At 64.1% G+C, this 17,791-nt stretch carries 15 protein-coding genes; 7 read left to right on the plus strand and 8 right to left on the minus strand.

The features are described 5' to 3' along the window. Nucleotides 1–46: 46 nt before the first annotated feature. The 3 genes from NKH99_RS02675 to NKH99_RS02685 all read left to right on the plus strand — a co-directional run bounded on the left by NKH99_RS02675 (nt 47) and on the right by NKH99_RS02685 (nt 3,560). Nucleotides 47–1,108: an LLM class flavin-dependent oxidoreductase gene (locus tag NKH99_RS02675; RefSeq protein ID WP_352682292.1), complete on the plus strand. Its 1,062-nt coding sequence runs from the start codon at nt 47–49 to the stop codon at nt 1,106–1,108. 133 nt (nt 1,109–1,241) lie between these two features. Next, a complete protein-coding gene (locus tag NKH99_RS02680) occupies nt 1,242–2,402 on the plus strand; it encodes an AI-2E family transporter (RefSeq protein ID WP_023676958.1) in 1,161 nt (386 codons plus the stop codon). 156 nt (nt 2,403–2,558) lie between these two features. Next, nucleotides 2,559–3,560, plus strand: coding sequence for an LLM class flavin-dependent oxidoreductase (locus NKH99_RS02685; RefSeq protein ID WP_023676959.1), 1,002 nt, complete (start codon nt 2,559–2,561; stop codon nt 3,558–3,560). A gap of 156 nt (nt 3,561–3,716) precedes the next feature. Here the strand turns inward: NKH99_RS02685 and NKH99_RS02690 are convergent, their stop codons facing one another. Together NKH99_RS02690 and NKH99_RS02695 are read right to left on the minus strand one after the other, a co-directional pair. After that, entirely contained in the window at nt 3,717–4,340 is a 624-nt protein-coding gene (locus NKH99_RS02690; RefSeq protein WP_352682294.1) for a L,D-transpeptidase, read from the minus strand. A 251-nt stretch (nt 4,341–4,591) separates the two neighbouring features. Next, nucleotides 4,592–5,611, minus strand: coding sequence for a LacI family DNA-binding transcriptional regulator (locus tag NKH99_RS02695; protein WP_254815864.1), 1,020 nt, complete (start codon nt 5,609–5,611; stop codon nt 4,592–4,594). A 217-nt stretch (nt 5,612–5,828) separates the two neighbouring features. Here NKH99_RS02695 and NKH99_RS02700 point away from each other — a divergent pair, with 217 nt between their 5' ends. From NKH99_RS02700 to NKH99_RS02710, 3 genes are read left to right on the plus strand one after another with little or no spacing between them, the layout of a single operon-like run. Further along, the gene (locus NKH99_RS02700; protein ID WP_352682297.1) at nt 5,829–7,412 is read left to right on the plus strand and encodes a sugar ABC transporter ATP-binding protein; all 1,584 of its coding nucleotides are present in this window, start codon (nt 5,829–5,831) and stop codon (nt 7,410–7,412) included. Continuing rightward, nucleotides 7,409–8,722, plus strand: coding sequence for an ABC transporter permease (locus NKH99_RS02705; RefSeq protein ID WP_023676963.1), 1,314 nt, complete (start codon nt 7,409–7,411; stop codon nt 8,720–8,722). The genes NKH99_RS02700 and NKH99_RS02705 overlap by 4 nt, the downstream gene beginning before the upstream one ends. Continuing rightward, entirely contained in the window at nt 8,719–9,684 is a 966-nt protein-coding gene (locus NKH99_RS02710) for a substrate-binding domain-containing protein (protein ID WP_352682299.1), read from the plus strand. The genes NKH99_RS02705 and NKH99_RS02710 overlap by 4 nt, the downstream gene beginning before the upstream one ends. 68 nt (nt 9,685–9,752) lie before the next feature. Here NKH99_RS02710 and NKH99_RS02715 read toward each other — a convergent pair whose 3' ends face one another. The 6 genes from NKH99_RS02715 to NKH99_RS02740 are packed head-to-tail and all read right to left on the minus strand — an operon-like array spanning nt 9,753 to nt 16,817. Beyond that, nucleotides 9,753–10,214: a MarR family winged helix-turn-helix transcriptional regulator gene (locus NKH99_RS02715; protein WP_352540033.1), complete on the minus strand. Its 462-nt coding sequence runs from the start codon at nt 10,212–10,214 to the stop codon at nt 9,753–9,755. Next, a complete protein-coding gene (locus NKH99_RS02720; RefSeq protein ID WP_023676966.1) occupies nt 10,211–10,795 on the minus strand; it encodes an amino acid synthesis family protein in 585 nt (194 codons plus the stop codon). The genes NKH99_RS02715 and NKH99_RS02720 overlap by 4 nt, the downstream gene beginning before the upstream one ends. After that, nucleotides 10,788–11,663 (minus strand): UPF0280 family protein, encoded by an 876-nt coding sequence (locus NKH99_RS02725; protein WP_352682301.1) that lies wholly within the window; start codon nt 11,661–11,663, stop codon nt 10,788–10,790. The genes NKH99_RS02720 and NKH99_RS02725 overlap by 8 nt, the downstream gene beginning before the upstream one ends. Beyond that, nucleotides 11,660–13,204, minus strand: a complete 1,545-nt coding sequence (locus tag NKH99_RS02730) for a 6-hydroxynicotinate reductase (protein WP_353012400.1) — start codon at nt 13,202–13,204, stop codon at nt 11,660–11,662. Before NKH99_RS02730 ends, NKH99_RS02725 begins: the two co-directional genes overlap by 4 nt. Continuing rightward, complete coding sequence (locus tag NKH99_RS02735) at nt 13,201–15,957, minus strand: molybdopterin-dependent oxidoreductase (protein ID WP_353012403.1); 2,757 nt, start codon at nt 15,955–15,957, stop codon at nt 13,201–13,203. Before NKH99_RS02735 ends, NKH99_RS02730 begins: the two co-directional genes overlap by 4 nt. Further along, nucleotides 15,957–16,817, minus strand: a complete 861-nt coding sequence (locus tag NKH99_RS02740) for an FAD binding domain-containing protein (protein ID WP_352539932.1) — start codon at nt 16,815–16,817, stop codon at nt 15,957–15,959. The genes NKH99_RS02735 and NKH99_RS02740 overlap by 1 nt, the downstream gene beginning before the upstream one ends. 272 nt (nt 16,818–17,089) lie before the next feature. Between NKH99_RS02740 and pncA the strand changes: the two genes are divergently transcribed. Next, a complete protein-coding gene (gene pncA / locus NKH99_RS02745; RefSeq protein ID WP_352697255.1) occupies nt 17,090–17,689 on the plus strand; it encodes a bifunctional nicotinamidase/pyrazinamidase in 600 nt (199 codons plus the stop codon). Nucleotides 17,690–17,791 lie beyond the last annotated feature (102 nt).

A 17,791-nucleotide genomic window follows, 5' to 3' on the forward strand; every position in this document is an offset into this window, starting at 1 on the left:
ACTGATCGCTACGTGTAGCGCCAAGACAAAACGCTGAGATGACAGTATGGAACTCGGTCTCTACACCTTCGCCGACGTCAGCCCGGAACCGGGTCCCGGTGCGATCGGTGCGCATGAGCGGTTGCGCAATTTGATCGAGGAGATCGAGCTCGCCGACCAGGTCGGGCTGGACGTCTTTGGTCTCGGCGAGCACCACCGTCCCGACTATGCTGCCTCGGCTCCGGCGGTGGCGCTGGCGGCGGCGGCCGAACGGACCAAGCGCATAAGGCTGACCAGCGCTGTCACCGTGCTGTCCTCCGACGATCCGGTGCGCGTCTTCCAGCAGTTTGCCACCCTCGATCTTCTGTCCGGCGGCCGTGCCGAGATCATGGCCGGGCGCGGCTCGTTCATCGAGTCCTTTCCGCTGTTCGGCTACAATCTCGAAGATTATGACGAGCTCTTCGCCGAGAAGCTCGACCTGCTGCTCGCCATCCGCGATCATGTCAAGGTGACCTGGTCGGGCAGTCTGCGCGCGCCGATCAACGACCGCGGCGTCTACCCGCGGCCCTTGCAGGACAAATTGCCGATCTGGATCGCCGTCGGTGGAACACCGCAATCCGTCGCCCGCGCGGGCGTGCTCGGGTTGCCGCTGGCACTGGCGATCATCGGTGGCGAGCCGGCGCGGTTCGCACCGCTGTTCGACATCTACAGGGATGCAGCCAGGCGCGCCGGCAACGATCCGGCAAGCCTTGCCACCAGTCTCAACGTGCACGGCTTCATTGCCGACAGCACGGACCAGGCAGCCGACGATTTTTACGGGCCGCAGGCCGAGGTGATGAACCGCATCGGCCGCGAGCGCGGCTGGGGGCCGACATCGCGGGCGCATTTCGACCAATCGCGCGGTCCAAACGGCGCGCTGTTCGTCGGCAATCCAGAACAGGTGGCCGAGAAGATCATTGCCCAGCACAGGATATTCGGCAACGACCGCTTCCTGCTGCAAATGGCGATCGGCACCATGCCGCACGCCAAGGTGATGAAGGCCATCGAACTCTACGGAACCAAAGTGGCGCCGATCGTGCGCCGGGAAACTGCGAAGGCCGTTCCCGCCGTGGCGGCGCCGGTTGCCTGATTCCCAGTCACCTGATTCACCGGCAAGGCCGCGAGGCGGCCTGGCCGGTGACGCCGGCTAACGGAACCTTGAAGCGACAGAGGCGTTTTCGCCAACGGTCTGCACCAATCGCGGTGTGCCGCCGAGGGTCAGAATGAAAGCCGAACCCGACGCTTCGGGCGCAAGCGCTGCCGAAAGCCCGGATCCGCGCGTCGAGGCGCGGGCGGATGCGCATCTGATGCGTTCGCTGCTCGTCGGCATCTTCATCCTCATGGCGATCTACGCGCTTTACTTCGCCCGCGCCTTCTTCATGCCGGTCATTCTGGCTTTCCTGCTGGCGCTGACGCTGACGCCGATCGTTCGCTTCCTGCGCAAGCATGGCATGCCCGATGTCATTTCAGCGACACTGCTGGTGCTGCTTTCGTTCTGCCTCGTCGCCGTCGCGGGATATCTGCTCAGCGGCCCGGTCATCGACCTCATCAACAACACCTCGACGATCGGCCAGCAGCTTACCGAACGTCTGGCACAACTGCGCCGTCCGTTCGAACGGATCGTGGAGATTTCGCGCCAGATCGAGGGCCTGACACAGACATCCCAAGAGCCGGGCGTTCAGAGGGTGGCGACGGCGCCATCCGGTATTCTCTCGCAGGCCGCCGGCAATGTGCTGTCGGCCGGCGCCAGCGTTACCATCGTCTTCGTCCTGTCGCTGTTCCTGCTCGCCTCGGGCACGATGTTCTATGAAAAGATCGTCCAGTCCTTCCCCAGTCTCAGCGAAAAGAAGCGGGCGCTGCGCGTCGTCTACGACGTAGAACGTGAAATCTCGCATTATCTGCTTACTGTCACGGTCATCAATACATGTCTCGGCGTGGTCATCGGGCTCGGCCTGTGGGCGCTCGGCGTGCCCAACGCGCAGGTCTGGGGCGCGGCAGCGGCTCTGCTCAATTTCCTGCCCTATATCGGGGCGCTGACCACCATCACGCTGGTTACGATCATCGCGCTGATAAGCTTCGACACGATTTCCTATGCGCTGCTGGCGCCGGCCTTCGTCCTTATGTGCGATGTCGTCGAAGGCCAGTTCGTGACGCCGACGGTGGTCGGCCGCCGTCTCGAAATCAACGCAGTGGCGATCCTCATCGCCATCGCCTTCTGGTCGTGGCTGTGGGGTTTTGTCGGCGCGCTGCTGGCGGTGCCGCTGCTGGTCGTCATCAAGGTGTTCTGCGATCATTTCGACGGTCTCAGCCATGTCGGCAATTTCCTGGCGGCGCAACACACGGCAGCGATCGAGGACGAAGAGATTCCCGAGGTGAAAAAGTAGCGGCTTAAAGGGTCAAAAGCGTCCCCCCGATGGGGCAGATCACGACCTTGCATCGGTCGCACGTCCGTTGTGCCCTCAGCGCTCCATCAACATTTTGAATTTGCCGCCTCGGCAACGGCTTCCTACATCCCTTCGGCCCACAGGAAACCCGCGCCGATGACCGTTCTTTCCGTTCTCGACCTGTCGCCGATCGTCGAAGGCAGCAACGCTTCACAGTCACTCGCCAATTCGCTCGATCTCGCCCGTCATGCCGAGCGGCTGGGTTACCGGCGCTATTGGCTGGCAGAGCACCACAATATGCCGGGCATCGCCAGCGCCGCCACCTCGGTGGTCATTGCCCATGTGGCCGGCGGCACCAATACGATACGCGTCGGCGCCGGCGGCATCATGCTGCCCAATCATTCGCCGCTGGTCATCGCCGAGCAGTTCGGTACGCTTAACGCTCTGCATCCTGGCCGCATCGATCTCGGCCTCGGCCGGGCGCCCGGCACCGACATGGCCACCGCACGGGCGCTGCGCCGTAACCTCGACGCTGGCGCCGACAATTTCCCGCAGGACGTCGTCGAGCTGATGGGTTACTTGCAGCCGGCCGAAGACGGCCAACGCATCCGCGCGGTGCCCGGCGAAGGCGAAAAGGTGCCGATCTGGATTCTCGGTTCCAGCCTTTACGGCGCGCAGCTTGCCGCCATGCTCGGCCTGCCCTACGCCTTCGCTTCGCATTTTGCGCCGGCCGAGCTCGACCATGCTCTGGAGATCTACCGCTCGCGTTTCCAGCCTTCGGAGCAGCTCGACAAGCCTTATGTGATGCTCGGCCTCAACGTCTTCGCCGCTCCTTCCGATGCCGAGGCGCGGCTGCTGTTCACCTCGCTGCAGCAGGCCTTCGTCAATCTGCGCACCGGCCGGCCCGGCCGATTGCCGCCGCCGGTCGAAGGATATGAGCGCGACCTCGATCCAATGGCCAAGACCATGCTCGGCCAAGCGCTTTCCTGCGCCGTCGTCGGCTCTCCCGAAACGGTCAGGCAAGGCATCGAGGCGTTTGTGCGCCGCACAGGCGCCGACGAGCTGATGGTCACAGCGCAGATTTTCGACCATGCGGCGCGGGTGCGCTCGTTCGAGATCCTCGCCGACGCTCACAAATCGCTGTCGGAAGCTGCCTGAGAGTTGGTTCGCCACTTGCCACTGCTGCGGGCAAGGCCGGCCTTAGGCAGGGAACATCGCGAACAGGTGTGCGAAGACATAGCGAACATTTCGCGCGTTTTGCGCGGAGGTTTTCGATCCGTCATGCTCGTCCGTTAGCAGGAAACGCGGCGTCCACTAAATGACGATCACCTTGGTGCCGATTGTGGCGCGGTCATAGAGATCGATGATGTCCTGGTTCATGAGGCGAATGCAGCCCGCCGACACAGCTTTGCCGATGGACCACCATTCAGGGCTACCGTGCAGGCGATATCCAGTGTCACCTTTCTCGTTAAAAAGATAGAGCGCCCGCGCCCCGAGCGGGTTCATGAGTCCGCCCTCCATATGGGCCGGTATGATGCGGCCTCGCTTCTGCTCGCGCATGATCATCGCAGACGGCGCGCTCCAATCCGGCCATTCGCGCTTCCTCGCAACGTGAGCAGTGCCATGCCACTCGAAGCCCGCCTTGCCGACGCCGATGCCGTAGCGCAGCGCCTGACCGTCTCCCAACACGTAGTAGAGGAACTTCGCTCCTGTATCGACAATGATGGTGCCCGGCGCCTCGTCAGTCGCATAAGGTACTGTCTGCCGATGGAACTTTTGGTCAACCTTGTAGATCGGAACCGGCGGAACGCGAAAACCGGCGTCGGTGAGGCCGCCATAGGCCTGGGGAAAGGTCTGTAACGCTCCGCCGGTGGTGCAGCCGGAGAATGCGGCCATCCCAGCAAGTACCAGCCCGATTAGGATCGATTTCACGCGCATGACTCAAGCCGGCGCCCGTGTGAACGATCTGTCGCATCTCGTCATATTCCTAATCCGACATGCTTCGATTGCCAAGATTTTCCTGACTGTCGGCTGGCTGATTGTTGGCCACCTGGCCCGATCGGCGCCGCGTCCTTCAATTGCTCGGTTTGAACGACGACCCCCCGCAGTGGCTGCGCAGACCCGGGGTCGGCAGGACAGAGGAGCGCTGTCCGTCCGGCATTGCAAAGTTTCTGAACAGAGCCCACGCGCTACGCGCTGACGCTCTGCGCAGTCGCACCTAGCGGACGGCATGAATTGCGGATCATCAAGCGTCCCTTGAGCGTCAGCTTGCGCGGCGGCGCATCCCTGTTTCCGGCGAGCCGGTCGAGCAGCAGATTGGCCGCCTGTTCGCCGATCGCCTGCACGGGCTGTGCGACCGTGGTCAATTGCGGCCGGAACACATCCGACCACGGAAAATCGTCGAAGCAAGCGACGGAAATATCCTCCGGACAGGACAGGCCGATATCGCGAATGGCCTTCATGGTGCCGATCACCATCGGGTTGTTGGCCGAAAAGATGGCGCTCGGCCGGTCGTGCAGCGAAAGCAGCTGCATGGTGGCGTTGTAGCCATCGACTTCGTGGAAGTTGCCGAAGCGGACGAGCTCGGGTTCGGCCGGCAGGCCGGCGGCCTGGAGGGCCTCGCGGTATCCCGCCATGCGGTCATGCATCGGCGAGATATCGAACGAGCCGGAGATATAGCCGATGCGCCGATGGCCGAGATCGATCAGATAAGTGATGGCGTCGAACACCGCGCGCTGATTGTCGAGAACGACGGCATCGGTGTCGACACCCTGGCAAACACGGTCGAGCAGCACGACCGGCACATTGGCGTCGTCGACAATCCGTTTGAGGATCGCGCCGTCACCGACACGCGCGACGATCAGTCCGTCGACCATGCGGTCGAGCAGCAGCCTGATCTGGTCGTCCTGCGTGTTCAGGTGCTCGTCGGTGCAGCACAGCATGACGGCGTAGCCGGCCCTGTCGAAAGCCTGCTGGATGACCGAAACCACGTCGGTAAAGAACGGATTGGTGATGTGTGGGACGGTGAGCCCGATGGTGCGTGTGGTGCCCATCTTCAGGCTGCGGGCAATGGCGTTGCGCTTGTAGCCGATGTCGCGGATCGCCTGTTCGATGCGCTGGCTGAGCTCGGGGCTGACGGTCGCGGTGCCGTTGATCAGCGCCGATACGGTGGCCACGGAAACACGCGCGGCCTCGGCCACATGAAGCATAGTCGGGGCAGTGAATTTGCGCTGCTTTTTTCGTCCTGACGCTGTCATTTTCGAAACGTTTCACCACTCCACGGTAGCAATACGTACGGAATCTTATGATTTTGCGCAAGAATTGAAATGGAACAATCTCAGGCTCCAGATATTGCCTTGACATGATCGAAACGTTTAGATTAGCGTTTGAGGTGTTCGGTGACGACGGAGGGAGGCCGTCCTTGTCATGCAGCACGGCAATTCCATCCCTGCGCAAGGCGTTGTGGCGGACGGCTCGGCTATCGTGCTGAGCGCCGAGCACATCTCCAAGTCCTTCGGCGGTATCGCAGCACTCGTCGATGTCGGCTTCGAGCTGCGGCGCGGCGAGGTCCATGCGCTGATGGGCGAGAACGGCGCCGGCAAGTCGACGCTGATGAAGATCCTGTCCGGCGTCTATACGGACTATAACGGAACGGTCAGTATCGATGGCCACCCGGTGCGCTTTACCGGCGTCCGCGAGGCCGAGCGCGCCGGCATCGCCATCATCCACCAGGAGCTGAACCTCGTCCCCGAACTCAGCGTCGCCGACAACATTTTTCTCGGCCGCGAGAAGCTGATCGCCGGACTGATCGTCGACCGCAAGACGAGCAGCCGCGCCGCCGGAACGCTCTTGCAAAGGCTCGGCATCGAGCTCGACCCGGATGCACGCGTCGGTGCCTTGCGCGTCGGCGAACAGCAACTGGTCGAGATCGCCAAGGCGCTGTCGATGTCGGCACGCATTCTGATCATGGACGAGCCGACCTCGGCGCTTTCGCCAGCCGAATGCCAGCGGCTGTTCCGCATCATCCGCCAGCTCGCCGACAGCGGCGTGGCGATCGTCTACATTTCGCACCGCATCGACGAGGTCATGCATCTGGCCAGCCGCGTCACCGTGTTTCGCGATGGACGCCACGTCCTGACGCGGGTGATGGACAAGCTCGACGAAGACGCCATAATTTCGGCGATGGTCGGGCGAAACCTGCTTGCTTCCTCCCAGGAGCACCGCATCCCCGGTGGCAACACGGTCCTGTCCGTAAGCGAGCTGTCGCTGTCGAAGCCCAATCGCCATGGTTGGCGCACCGTGCTCGACGGCGTCAGCTTCGATCTTGCCGCAGGAGAAATCCTCGGTATCGGCGGGCTGCTGGGCTCGGGCCGTACCGAAATCCTGGAAACCATCTTCGGGTCCAGCGGCGGACGTGCCGGCGGTGAGATCAGGCTCGATGGCGAGGCAGTAGAAATCCGTTCGCCGCGCGATGCGCGCCGGCTCGGCATCGCCCTGGTCACGGAAGACCGCAAGACGCAAGGCCTGCATCTCGAGGCCTCGATCACCGACAATGTCGCGCTGCCGCTGGTCGGCGCGCTGGCGCGGTTCGGCGTGCGCTCGCTGGCCGGTGAGCAAGGGCTGGCACGGGACGCCGTCAAGGCGCTCGGCATTCGCTGCGAGACCGTCGAGCAGCCGGCCGGCACGCTGTCCGGCGGCAACCAGCAGAAGGTCGTCATCGGCAAATGGCTAGCGACGAGGCCGCGGGTGCTGCTGCTCGACGAGCCGACACGCGGCATCGATGTCGGTGCCAAGCGGGAAATCTACGATCTCATCTTCAAGCTGGCGCGAGACGGGCTGGCGATCGCCGTCATCAGCTCGGAATTGCCGGAACTGCTGCATCTTTCCGACCGTATCCTGGTCATGGCCGACGGCCGCCAGACGGGAATCCTGTCCCGCGCGCAAGCCAGCGAGGAGGCCATCATGCGGCTTGCGGCGCCGCGACGGACGATGACGAGGCCTGCCGCATGAGCATTTTGCATATCCTGTCCCGGACGAAGCTCTATTGGGGCCTGATCGCCATCTTCCTGATCGGCGTGCTCGGCTCGCCGATCAGCTCCAAGGGCAACAACATCTTCCTGTCCTACGGCAACCTGCTCGACGTGCTGCGCCAGGTGTCGACCACCGGGCTGATTGCCACCGGCATGACTGCGGTGATCATCACCGGCGGTATCGACCTTTCCGTCGGCTCGCTGATGGCTATCTGCACGGTCGTCTGTGCCATGCTGCTGACGGTCCCCGGCGTGACGCCGGCGGTGGTGCTGGGGGTGCCGACAGTTGCCCTGGCAGCCCTTTGCCTCGGCATTCTCGTCACTCGTTTCATCCTGCTGAACATCGAAAAATCTCGCGCCGGCGCGCAGGCCACGCACGACATCAGGTTGGACAGCGTTCGCGGGCTGGTGACACCCGGCATTGTCGGGGTGATCCTGTGCAGTCTGGTGCTGTGGTTCCTGCTGCCGCAGGTGGGCTCAAAATTCGGCGTGCTCGGCGTGCTGCTGGTGGCGCCTTGCGTCGGCCTGCTGTTCGGCGCGCTCAACGGCTTCATCATCGTCGCCGGGCGGCTGCAGCCCTTCATCGTGACGCTGGCGATGATGGTCACTGCGCTCGGCATCGCCCGGCTGACAGCCGGCCAGAACAATGCGGTGCTGCCGGTCTACACCGGCTCGAATGCCACCGCCGATTTCGAAATGCTGCGCTCGCTGGTATTCGGTGTGATCCCGATGCCGGGCCTGTTCTTCCTCGGCGCCATCCTGATCTACGGCGCTGTGCTGCGCTTCACCCCGTTCGGCCGCTATGTCTATGCGATCGGCGGCAATGAGGAGGCGGCGCGGCTGTCGGGCATCGCCGCAGGCCGCGTGAAGATCGCCACCTATGCCGTGTCAGGGCTGCTGGCCGGCATCGCGGCGGTGCTCTATGTCGCGCAGTACCGGCAAGGCAAGCCGGACGCCGGCGCCGGGCTGGAGCTCGACGCGATTGCCGCCGTGGTCATCGGCGGCACCAGCCTGATGGGCGGACGCGGCAGCCTCACCGGGACGTTCTGCGGCGTGCTGATTTTCGGGCTGCTCTCCAACATCCTGCAGCTGCACAACATCAATTCGAACCTTCAGCTGGTGCTGAAGGGGATGATCATCATCGGTACCGTGCTCGTACAGGAGCGCAGTGCCGGTGATCTTCTCTTCTATCTGCGACTGCCCGGCGGGCAAGCGCACAAGGAAACGGCCGCGGCAAAGCGGCCGTCGCAAGAGACCGCGTCTCTGAATATTGGAGGAAACAAGAAATGAAACGACGTGAATTGTTGAAGCTCGCCGGGCTGACAGCGGCACTCCTGACCACGACCGCCATGCTTGGCGGCGGCGCCCATGCTCAGGACAAGAAGTGGAAGATCGGCTTCTCGCAGGTGACGACCATCGAACCCTGGCGCGCCCAGTTCAACAAGGACATCCTGGCCGAAGCGGCCAAGCATCCGGAAGTCGAGCTGATCATCACCGACGGCGAGGACAAGACCGAGAAGCAGGTCGCCGATGTCGAAAACCTTATCCGTCAGGAGGTCGATGCGCTCTTGGTATCACCGAAAGAATCCGCCGGCCTGACCGGTGTCGTGCAGCAGGCGATCGATGCCAAGATCCCGGTCTTCGTGCTCGACCGCAACGTCGAAACCAACGACTACACGCAGTTCGTCGGCGGCGACAACAAGCTGATCGGCCGGGCTGCCGGTGAATATGCCGTCGAGCTGCTTGGCGGCAAGGGCAAGGCCGCCGGCAACGTCGTCGAGATCTGGGGCGGCATGGGCACCCAGCCGGCACACGACCGCCATGACGGCTTCCATGAATTCACCGACAAGGAGCCAGGCATAAAATACCTGCTCGACCAGCAGTCGGGCGACTGGAAGCAGGACCAGGCCTACAACATCATGGCGACGGCGTTGCGCAACAACGAGAAAATCGATCTTGTCTACGGCCACAATGATCCGATGGCCTATGGCGCCTATCTTGCCGCCAAGGACGTCGGACGTGAGAAGGACATCAAGTTCATCGGCATCGACGGCCTGCCCAATGAAGGCGTGCAGCTGGTCGCCAATGGCGAGCTGACGGCGACGTTCACTTATGTGACGCCGGGCGCCGAAGGGCTGCGGCAGGCGATCAAGTTCCTGAACGGGGAGAAGGTGGAAAAGACTATCACCCTGCCGACGCAGAAGATCACCAAGGAAAATGCCGCCCAGATCCTGAAGGACAACGGCCTCTGAGACGAGGCTTTCCTGCCGGGCGTTCAGCGCCCGGCAGGAACAACAACCAAACGCCGGCAGGCAGCAGATTAAGCCAGCTTGGCCAGCAGCTTCATGAAAATGGCCGCTTCCTTGGCGGAAAGCGGCGCCAGCGTTTCCTGCGTAATCTCACGGGCAAGCGGAATCAGCCGCTCGATCGCGTCGCGCCCCTCGGCGGTCAGATTGACCTGCAGGCGCCGTTTGTCGACTTCGTGTTTGCTAAGTTCGACAAAGCCACGCGCTTTCAGCCGGTCGATGACGCCCTTCACGGTCGCCGCATCCATGGCGATCAGGCTGCCAAGCTGGTTCTGCGAGGTCTCGCCGACGTCGCGCAATTTGGCCAAAGCGGCAAATTGCGGCGGCGTCAGATCGGCGATGTGTGCGGCGAAGATCGAGACATGGCGCTGATGCGCCTTGCGCAGGATGAAGCCGACCTGCTCCTGCAAGCGATAGTCGTTTTCGTCAGGCTCCTCGGCCTCGACCAGCTTGAGCAGATTGTCCTCGGCGCTCACCGCAGCCCATCCCATGCCTTAATGTCCTTGGCCGCCAGCCCACCCATGCGGTCGTGCACGCGCGGGCCGCAGGTCATGGCGAGGCAAAACAGGATCTCGTCGGGACGGGGGCCATCGCTGATGCCGATTTCCATGGCATCGAAATGGCTGCGCACATAGGCGGCGTTGATGTGGCCGAGCGGCACATCGAGCCGCGCCCCGAAGCCGCCGACCTTCTTCGCCGAGGGCACGATCGCCTTGGCGTCGCCGAGCCGTTCGCGCATGGCATAGCCGCCCGGCACATGCCACAGCGCGCCATGCTCCAGCTCGCCCGCCATGCCGACGATGGCGCCCTTGCCGTAACCGTCGATCTGTTTGACGTCGCCGCCCAATGCGGCAATAAGCCTGTCGGAGAGCAGCAGCCCGAGCGGCTTCAAATCCTCCATGGCGCTCTGCAGTTCCTCGACGTAACGGCCGGCGAACGGGTTCTTGACCACAGCCATGGCCGCCGCGCGGCGCCGCGGCACCTTCGCCACCGGCCCGCCTTCGTGAAAAATCTCTTCGGTCAGCACGGCGATCTTGCGGATCGGAAACTCAGGCATGAGCAATTTCCCTCTCTAAAACTTTATTGGCGAGCGCCATCGGACCTGCGATGCGCGCCTGACCGCCGAGGAAAAGCGCCGCGGCGGCAATCAGGCCGCGCCGCCGAAACTCCTCGGCAACGGCAAATCCGCCTTCCAGTGCAATATCGATTTCAGCGGCGGAAAGCAGCCCCACGCCCTGCGTCACCAAACGGTCGCCGAGGTCGCTGTCAGGTGCGAGATCGCGCGCCCGCACGCGCCTAACGGCCGGATGACCGGGCAGATCGACGGCGTTGGCGATCAAGGTCGCGGCGGCATCGGCTTCAGCACCCGTTCGCGCCAGCACCGTGACCGCGTCGGCGATGCCCAGCGAAAAGGAGCGGCCGCGCCAGCCGCTTGTCGCGACACCGCGGATCCCGTCTTCGGGGCGGATCGTGAGACGATCTGCCAACCCATGACCTGTCCCGGCAATGACAAGCGTCATCGACTGGCCGTGGCCGAGATAGATCGCGCTGTCGCCGCCATTGTTGACATAGGCGCGCTCGAGCCGGCGGCCGGCAAGCAGCGCGCCAAGCACTTCGTCGGCTACCGAGCCGGCGACAGCCGCCATCGGTGTGATGAATTGTTTCGCTAGCGGAACGACCGCCGCTTCCATGCGGCGCGCCGTCGGGCCAGCGAAAGCACGTGGCCGCGAGGCGGCCGGGCGCCGCAGTTCGGGCAACTCTTCGACCAGTTCGGGCAGGATTGTCTGGAAGCGCGCCACTGCCTGGCGATGTGCGGCGCTGCATTCACTCGCCTCGCCGAATGCCTCGACGATCAGGTCGATCGGCCCATGATTGAGGTGAAGCCTCCGGCCGTCCTCGAGCCAATGCGCCTGCGGGCCGTTCATCGCCCGGCCCCGTTTGCGGCCGCGCGACGCAACTGCGCCAGCGGCGGCCAGGGATTGTCACGGGGTGCGGCCGTGCCGCGGCGCGGATTGAGATATTCGCCGCCCTTGGCCAGGATATCGTCGACGCTGCGGATTTCGCCTTCGTAGCCGCCAAGCCTGACATAATCGTCGCGGCGCATGGTGAACTCGATCGGCGCCACCAGCGCCGGCGTCGGCACATAGCCGAAGGCGCCTTCCGGGACGCGGGTGACGTCGACCATCAGCGTGATGCCGCCGCCCGGCCAGACATAGACCGGCGCGCCGCCGACCGTCACGTAGGTCGTCAAGCCCTGCACCGAGCGGGTCAGATTGACCGGGTTCTCGGTGACGCCGGCGCGCAGCGAGCCGCCGGCGCCGCCGACGAAAAGCACGGTGCAGAGCGCCGGCTCGCAATTGTCCTCGATCAGTTCGACCGACTTCCGCAGCCGCTCCGGGAACGGTTTCTGGACCGACTTCAATTCGTCGTCGAGCTCGTAATAGGCGAATTGCTCACCGGTGGTCGAGACCATCAGCAGCGACATGCCGGGGCGCGCACCCTTTTTGGCGTTCCATTCACCAAGGATCGACAGCGGGTCGGAAATGCTGGTGCCGCCCCAGCCGAGGCCGGGCTCCGACACCTTGAAATAACGGCCCGGCGTCGAACGGCGGCCGATGATCTTGATGCCGGTATCCTGCCAGCCAAGCACCTTGCCGGCCTGATGCTCGGAGACGACGCCGGTGATGTGGTCATCGACCACCACCACCTCGTCGACAAGGCCGCGCCATTGGGTCGCGAACATGCCTATGGTAGCCGAACCGCAGCCGACGCGCATGCGCTGCTCGAGCTTGCCGTCGATGACCGGCGGCTTGCCGGCTTCGACGATGACGGTGGCGCCGCCGTCGATGACGAGTTCAACCGGTTTGCGGTTGCACAGGGCGAGCATGGCGTCGCAGGTGGCGCGCCCTTCAGCCTTCGAGCCGCCGGTCAGATGATGTACGCCGCCCAGCGACAGCATCTGCGAGCCGTATTCGCCGGTCGTGACATGGCCGATCGCCTCGCCTTGGGCACGGACCGTAGCCGTTTCGGGGCCGATATGACGGTCGGTGTCGATCTTCACCTTGACGCCGCAATAGGAGAAGATGCCCTCGGTGACGACGGTGACCAGATCGACGCCCTCGACCTCCTGGCTGACGATGAAGGGCGCCGGCTTGTAATCGGGATAGGTGGTGCCGGCGCCGATGGCGGTGACGAAGCGGCGGCCGGTGTTGACCAGTTCGCCGTCCCATGCCTCGCCTTCTTCGGCAAAGGGTACGATTGCGGCGCCGGTCTCGGCCGCGTGGTCGAGGATGGTCAGTGGATCCATCCGCACGATCCTGCCGCCAACATTGCCGTAGCGATCGCAGGCGCCGGTGCGGCCATCGGCGATGTAGCACATGACCGGACAGGCATCGCAGCGGATCTTCTCGGCCACCAGCTTCTCGCCGGGATCGTGGGTCTCGAAGCGTTCGGCAAGCTCGCTCATCGGCGCGCCTCCTTGTCGAGGATGGCGGCGCGGATGCGGGTCGGCGTCGCCGGAATTTTGGTGACCAGCACACCGGTGGCGTGGCGGATAGCATTGAGGATCGCCGGCGCCGTCGGGATCAGCACATGCTCGCCCAAACCCTTGGCGCCGAAGGGTCCTTCCGGATCCGGAACTTCTATCAGGATGGTCTCGATCGGTGGCACGTCGCCGATCGTCGGGATCAGATAGTCGTGCAGGTTTTCGGTGCGGCCGGGGATGAATTCCTCCATCAGCGCCATGCCGATGCCCTGGGCGATGCCACCCTCGATCTGGCCCTCTGCCAATAAAGGGTTGATGGCCTTGCCGACATCGTGAGCGGCGGTGATTTTTATAAGCTTCACGGTGCCGAGCCTGAGGTCGACCTCCAGTTCGGCGATCTGCGCGCCATAGCCATAGACGGCATAAGGCTTGCCCTGGCCCTTGGCATCGAGCGGCAGCGTCGGCGGGTCGTAGCTTTCCTCGGCGCGAAAGACAAAGCCTTCGGGGTCTGCCTTTAGCGAGGAAAGATTGACGCGGCGGGTCGCTTCGCCTTCCCTGATGCTCAGGCTTGTGCCGTCCAGCGCAATCGCCGCCTTTTCCGAGACATTGGCGAAACGCAAGATCTCCTCGCGCAAGGCGCGGCCGGCCTTTTCGGCGGCCTTGCCGGTGACGAAGGTCTGGCGCGAGGCCGACGTCTTGCCGGCGTCGGGGGTGATCGCCGTGTCGGCGCCTTTCAGCCGCAGCTTTTCAAGCGGAAGACCCAACGCGTCGGCGCAGATCTGCGCGATGACAGTGTTCGAACCTTGCCCGATATCGACCGCCCCCTGATGCAGGACGACTTCGCCCGATGCCGAGATGCCGACCTTGATGGTCGACGGATTGGGCAGCGAGGTGTTGCCGCAGCCGTACCAGCAAGAGGCGACGCCGACGCCGCGTTTTTTTTCGCTGCTGCTACGGGCGTTGAACGCGTCGGCGTCAGTTAGGGCACGCCGCCAATGTGAGCGGAGGGCCTCGAGGCAGTCGGCGATGCCGACGCCCGACTCGAGCCGCTGGCCGGTGACTGTTTCGGATCCGTTCCGAAGGCAGTTCTTCAGGCGAAAGTCGAGCCGATCCATGCCGAGCTTGTCGGCTAGCTCGTCATAGAGGGTCTCCTGCATGATCGTCGCCTGCGGTACGCCGAAACCGCGAAAGGCGCCGGCAATCGGGCCGTTGGTGTGGATGGCGCGGCCTTCGGCGCGATAGTTCGGCGTCGCATAGGGGCCGGAGGCGTGCACCGGCACGCGGTTGGCGACCGTCGGCCCCCAGCTGGCATAGGCGCCGGTGTTGAAATCGCCGGCGAAGGTCATGCCGGTGACACGGCCGTCGGCATCGGCGCCGATGCTCGCTCTCATCTGAGCGGGATGGCGCTTGGTGGTCGAGATCATCGATTCGGTGCGGCTGTAGGCGAGCGCCGCCGGCCGGCCGGTTTTCATGGCGACGAGGCCGATGAGCGGTTGCAGCGAGACGTCGAGTTTGGAGCCGAAGCCGCCGCCGGTGGCGGTCGGCACGATGCGCACCTTTTCCGGGGCAAGGCCGAGCACTTTTGCCGTGTCGTCACGGTCCATATAGGGTGCCTGCGTGCAGGCGACGACGACCAGCGTGTCGCCGTCCATGAAGGCATAACCGGCTTCCGGTTCGATATAGGCGTGCTCGACATAGGAGGTGTCGATGGCGCCGGCAACGACGAAAGCCGCACCGGCAAGCGCGGCTTCCGGGTCGCCACGCTCGACGAAGCCGGAGGTGAGCAGGTTCGAGGGCCGGTTTTCATGGACCAGTTGCGCACCGCCGGCCTGCGCTTCGCCAGTTTCCAGAAAATGCGGCAACTCGGTCCAACTGACAGGAAAATCGGCAAGGTCGAGATCGAGGATAGCCTCGCGTTCGCCGGCAACCAGGGCCACCGCCTCACCGCGAAAGCGCGAAACCCCTTCGGCCAGCGCCGGCTGGTCGGCGAAGGGCGCGATGACGCCGAAACAATTCTTTCCCGGAATGTCGGCGGCGGTGAAGACGCCGGCAATGCCAGGACGGGATTTCACCCAGCTGCCGAGATCGCCAAAAGTGAAAGCGGCATGATAATGCGGCGAGCGGACCACCAGCACCGACAATGCGTCAGCCGGGAATGAATCACCGCCGAATTTTTCGTCGCCGGTGACTTTCGGCAGGCCATCTACGCGGATCGGGGAGGAGCCGACGGCATGGCCAGAGGATGGCATGCGCGGATCGAGGCCGTCGGCGTGGCGCCAAGCATCCATCACCGCGGCGACGATCTTGCGGTAGCCGGTACAGCGGCAGAGCACGCCGCCCAGCGCATCCTGCGTTTCGGCCTCGCTCGGGCAAGGCGTCCTGTCCAGGAGTGCCGTTGCGGCGACCAGCAGGCCGGGCGTGCAGGCGCCGCATTGCGCTGCGCCATGGCTGAGAAACGAGGCCTGCAGCCCCGACAGCCGGCCATTGGCGAGGCCTTCGACGGTCGTCACCACGGTGCCGGAGGCGGAAGCCGCGGGAATCAGGCAGGCGCAGACCGGCTCGCCGTCGACCAGCACCGTGCAGGCGCCGCAGTCGCCGGCATCACAGCCGATCTTGGTGCCGGTCAGCCGCAACTCGTCGCGCAGCACCGCGGACAACCGCCGCACCGGCGGCACACAAACGCTGACGGCGGCGCCGTTGACTTCGAAGGCGATGTCGGCGCGCTCCATGCCCATCAGGCCGCCGCCCTTTCGTCGGGAACAGCGCCCATCGCACCAAGCACGGCGCGGGCGACGATCTCGCGCGCAGCGTCCAGTCGATATTCGGCGCTGCCGCGCACGTCGCCGATCGGCGACAGCTCGTCCATCGGTGCGGATTGGATCGCAGTGGCCAGCGCGTGGCCGACGGGCCGGCCGCGTAGCGCCGCCTCGACACCCGCCAGGCGCCTGGCGACAACCGAGCAGGAACCGACGGCGACGGCCGCGTTCCTGACCATACCATCTTCGACGGCCAGGCGTGCGGCGGCCATGGCGATGGAGATGACGAGATAACGCCGCGCGCCGAGTTTCACGAAGGCGGAGCTGCCGGCGGTCGCGGGTTTGGGAATGCGGATTGCCGTGACCATTTCGCCGGGCTGCAGTGCGGTGCGACGGTTGCCGAGGATGAATTCTGCAAGGGGCAGATGCCGGGTCGCCACAGCGGAACGCAGTTCGACTTCGGCATCGAGCACCAGCAGCGCCGGCACGCCGTCGGCGGCCGGCGAGGCGTTGCAGAGATTGCCGGCAATCGAGGCAACGTTCTGGATCTGCACCGAGCCGACTTCCCGCGCCGCCTGCTTCAGCGCGTCGAAAGCCGCCGGCAGAGGATGGCGGACGAGATCGGTCCAGGTGGTGCGCGCGCCGACGAGCCAATGGTTTTCGGCTTCGGCAATGCCGCGCAATGCCACCAGGCCATTGATATCGAGGACATTGTCGCGGAAAGGCTTGCTGCCCTGTGCCGGATAGAAGTCGGTGCCGCCGGCGAGGATGCGCCATTGCCCTTCGCCCAGCAAAGCGAGGGCGTCGTCGACCGTGGTGGGTTTTGCGTAACGGATCACGCTTTGCCTTCCCAGAATGGGCTTCCCGAGAGGGGATCCTGCCGAAAGATTTTCCCGAGCATTCAAGGCACGAAATTCATTCGTATGCAAATGATATCAAGCCGGCAGGAATTGTCAAAGCCAGAGTTTGCACGGCTGTTGGCCCCGGTGCACCCGGAACGCATTTGTTATGCCATGAGAGGTTGACGCAGCCGGCCATCTGGTCAAGTTTCTGCGTCCGGTCGCGTTTTCATTGGAGCCTAAGCTCAAGACCAAGAAAATAAGGAGGCTCCATGGCCGACGAAGCGCTTGTCGTTATCGACCTGCAGAACGATTTCTGCCCGGGTGGCGCCCTTGAAGTGGCCGGTGGCGACGAAATCGTGCCGTTGGTCAATGACCTAATCCGGCGGACCGAGCACGTCCTGCTGACGCAGGATTGGCACCCTGCCGGCCATTCGAGCTTTGCCTCCAGCCACCCCGGCAAGCAACCGTTCGAAACGATCGACGTGCCTTATGGCCACCAGACGCTGTGGCCGGATCACTGCATCCAGGGCAGTCTGGGATCGGATTTCCATTCGGGCCTCGCCTGGAGCAAGGCCGAGCTGGTGATCCGCAAGGGGTTCCGTCCTGCGATCGACAGCTATTCCGCATTCTTCGAGAACGACCGGACGACGCCGACCGGCCTTGCCGGCTATCTCCGGGATCGGAACATCGAGACGCTGACCCTGGTCGGCCTGGCGACGGATTTCTGCGTCGCCTTTTCGGCGCTCGACGCGGTCAAGCTCGGTTTTGAGACGTCCGTGCGGCTCGACGCCTGCCGCGGCATCGATCTCAACGGCTCCGTGGAGAGGATGCTGGGCCGGATGCGCGACGCCGGCGTGACACTGATTTGAACGTCATCCAGCCGAACCTGACAGACTTTTGAGGGCTTCATGCGGTTTGCGGCGTTGACGGCAAGTGCTGCACTTATTGCAGCAATCTCTTCTCCAAGAGCG

The organism is Mesorhizobium sp. M0854 (assembly GCF_040319815.1).
Lineage (GTDB): Bacteria > Pseudomonadota > Alphaproteobacteria > Rhizobiales > Rhizobiaceae > Mesorhizobium.

Coding starts and splice junctions, on each gene's coding strand:
- NKH99_RS02700 (WP_352682297.1), top strand. CDS start 5,829: ATGCAGCACGGCAATTCCATCCCTGCGCAAGGCGTTGTGGCGGACGGC.
- pncA (WP_352697255.1), top strand. CDS start 17,090: ATGGCCGACGAAGCGCTTGTCGTTATCGACCTGCAGAACGATTTCTGC.
- NKH99_RS02675 (WP_352682292.1), top strand. CDS start 47: ATGGAACTCGGTCTCTACACCTTCGCCGACGTCAGCCCGGAACCGGGT.
- NKH99_RS02720 (WP_023676966.1), bottom strand. CDS start 10,795: ATGCCTGAGTTTCCGATCCGCAAGATCGCCGTGCTGACCGAAGAGATT.
- NKH99_RS02695 (WP_254815864.1), bottom strand. CDS start 5,611: ATGCTTCATGTGGCCGAGGCCGCGCGTGTTTCCGTGGCCACCGTATCG.
- NKH99_RS02730 (WP_353012400.1), bottom strand. CDS start 13,204: ATGAGCGAGCTTGCCGAACGCTTCGAGACCCACGATCCCGGCGAGAAG.
- NKH99_RS02710 (WP_352682299.1), top strand. CDS start 8,719: ATGAAACGACGTGAATTGTTGAAGCTCGCCGGGCTGACAGCGGCACTC.
- NKH99_RS02680 (WP_023676958.1), top strand. CDS start 1,242: ATGAAAGCCGAACCCGACGCTTCGGGCGCAAGCGCTGCCGAAAGCCCG.
- NKH99_RS02690 (WP_352682294.1), bottom strand. CDS start 4,340: ATGCGCGTGAAATCGATCCTAATCGGGCTGGTACTTGCTGGGATGGCC.
- NKH99_RS02685 (WP_023676959.1), top strand. CDS start 2,559: ATGACCGTTCTTTCCGTTCTCGACCTGTCGCCGATCGTCGAAGGCAGC.
- NKH99_RS02735 (WP_353012403.1), bottom strand. CDS start 15,957: ATGGGCATGGAGCGCGCCGACATCGCCTTCGAAGTCAACGGCGCCGCC.
- NKH99_RS02725 (WP_352682301.1), bottom strand. CDS start 11,663: ATGAACGGCCCGCAGGCGCATTGGCTCGAGGACGGCCGGAGGCTTCAC.
- NKH99_RS02705 (WP_023676963.1), top strand. CDS start 7,409: ATGAGCATTTTGCATATCCTGTCCCGGACGAAGCTCTATTGGGGCCTG.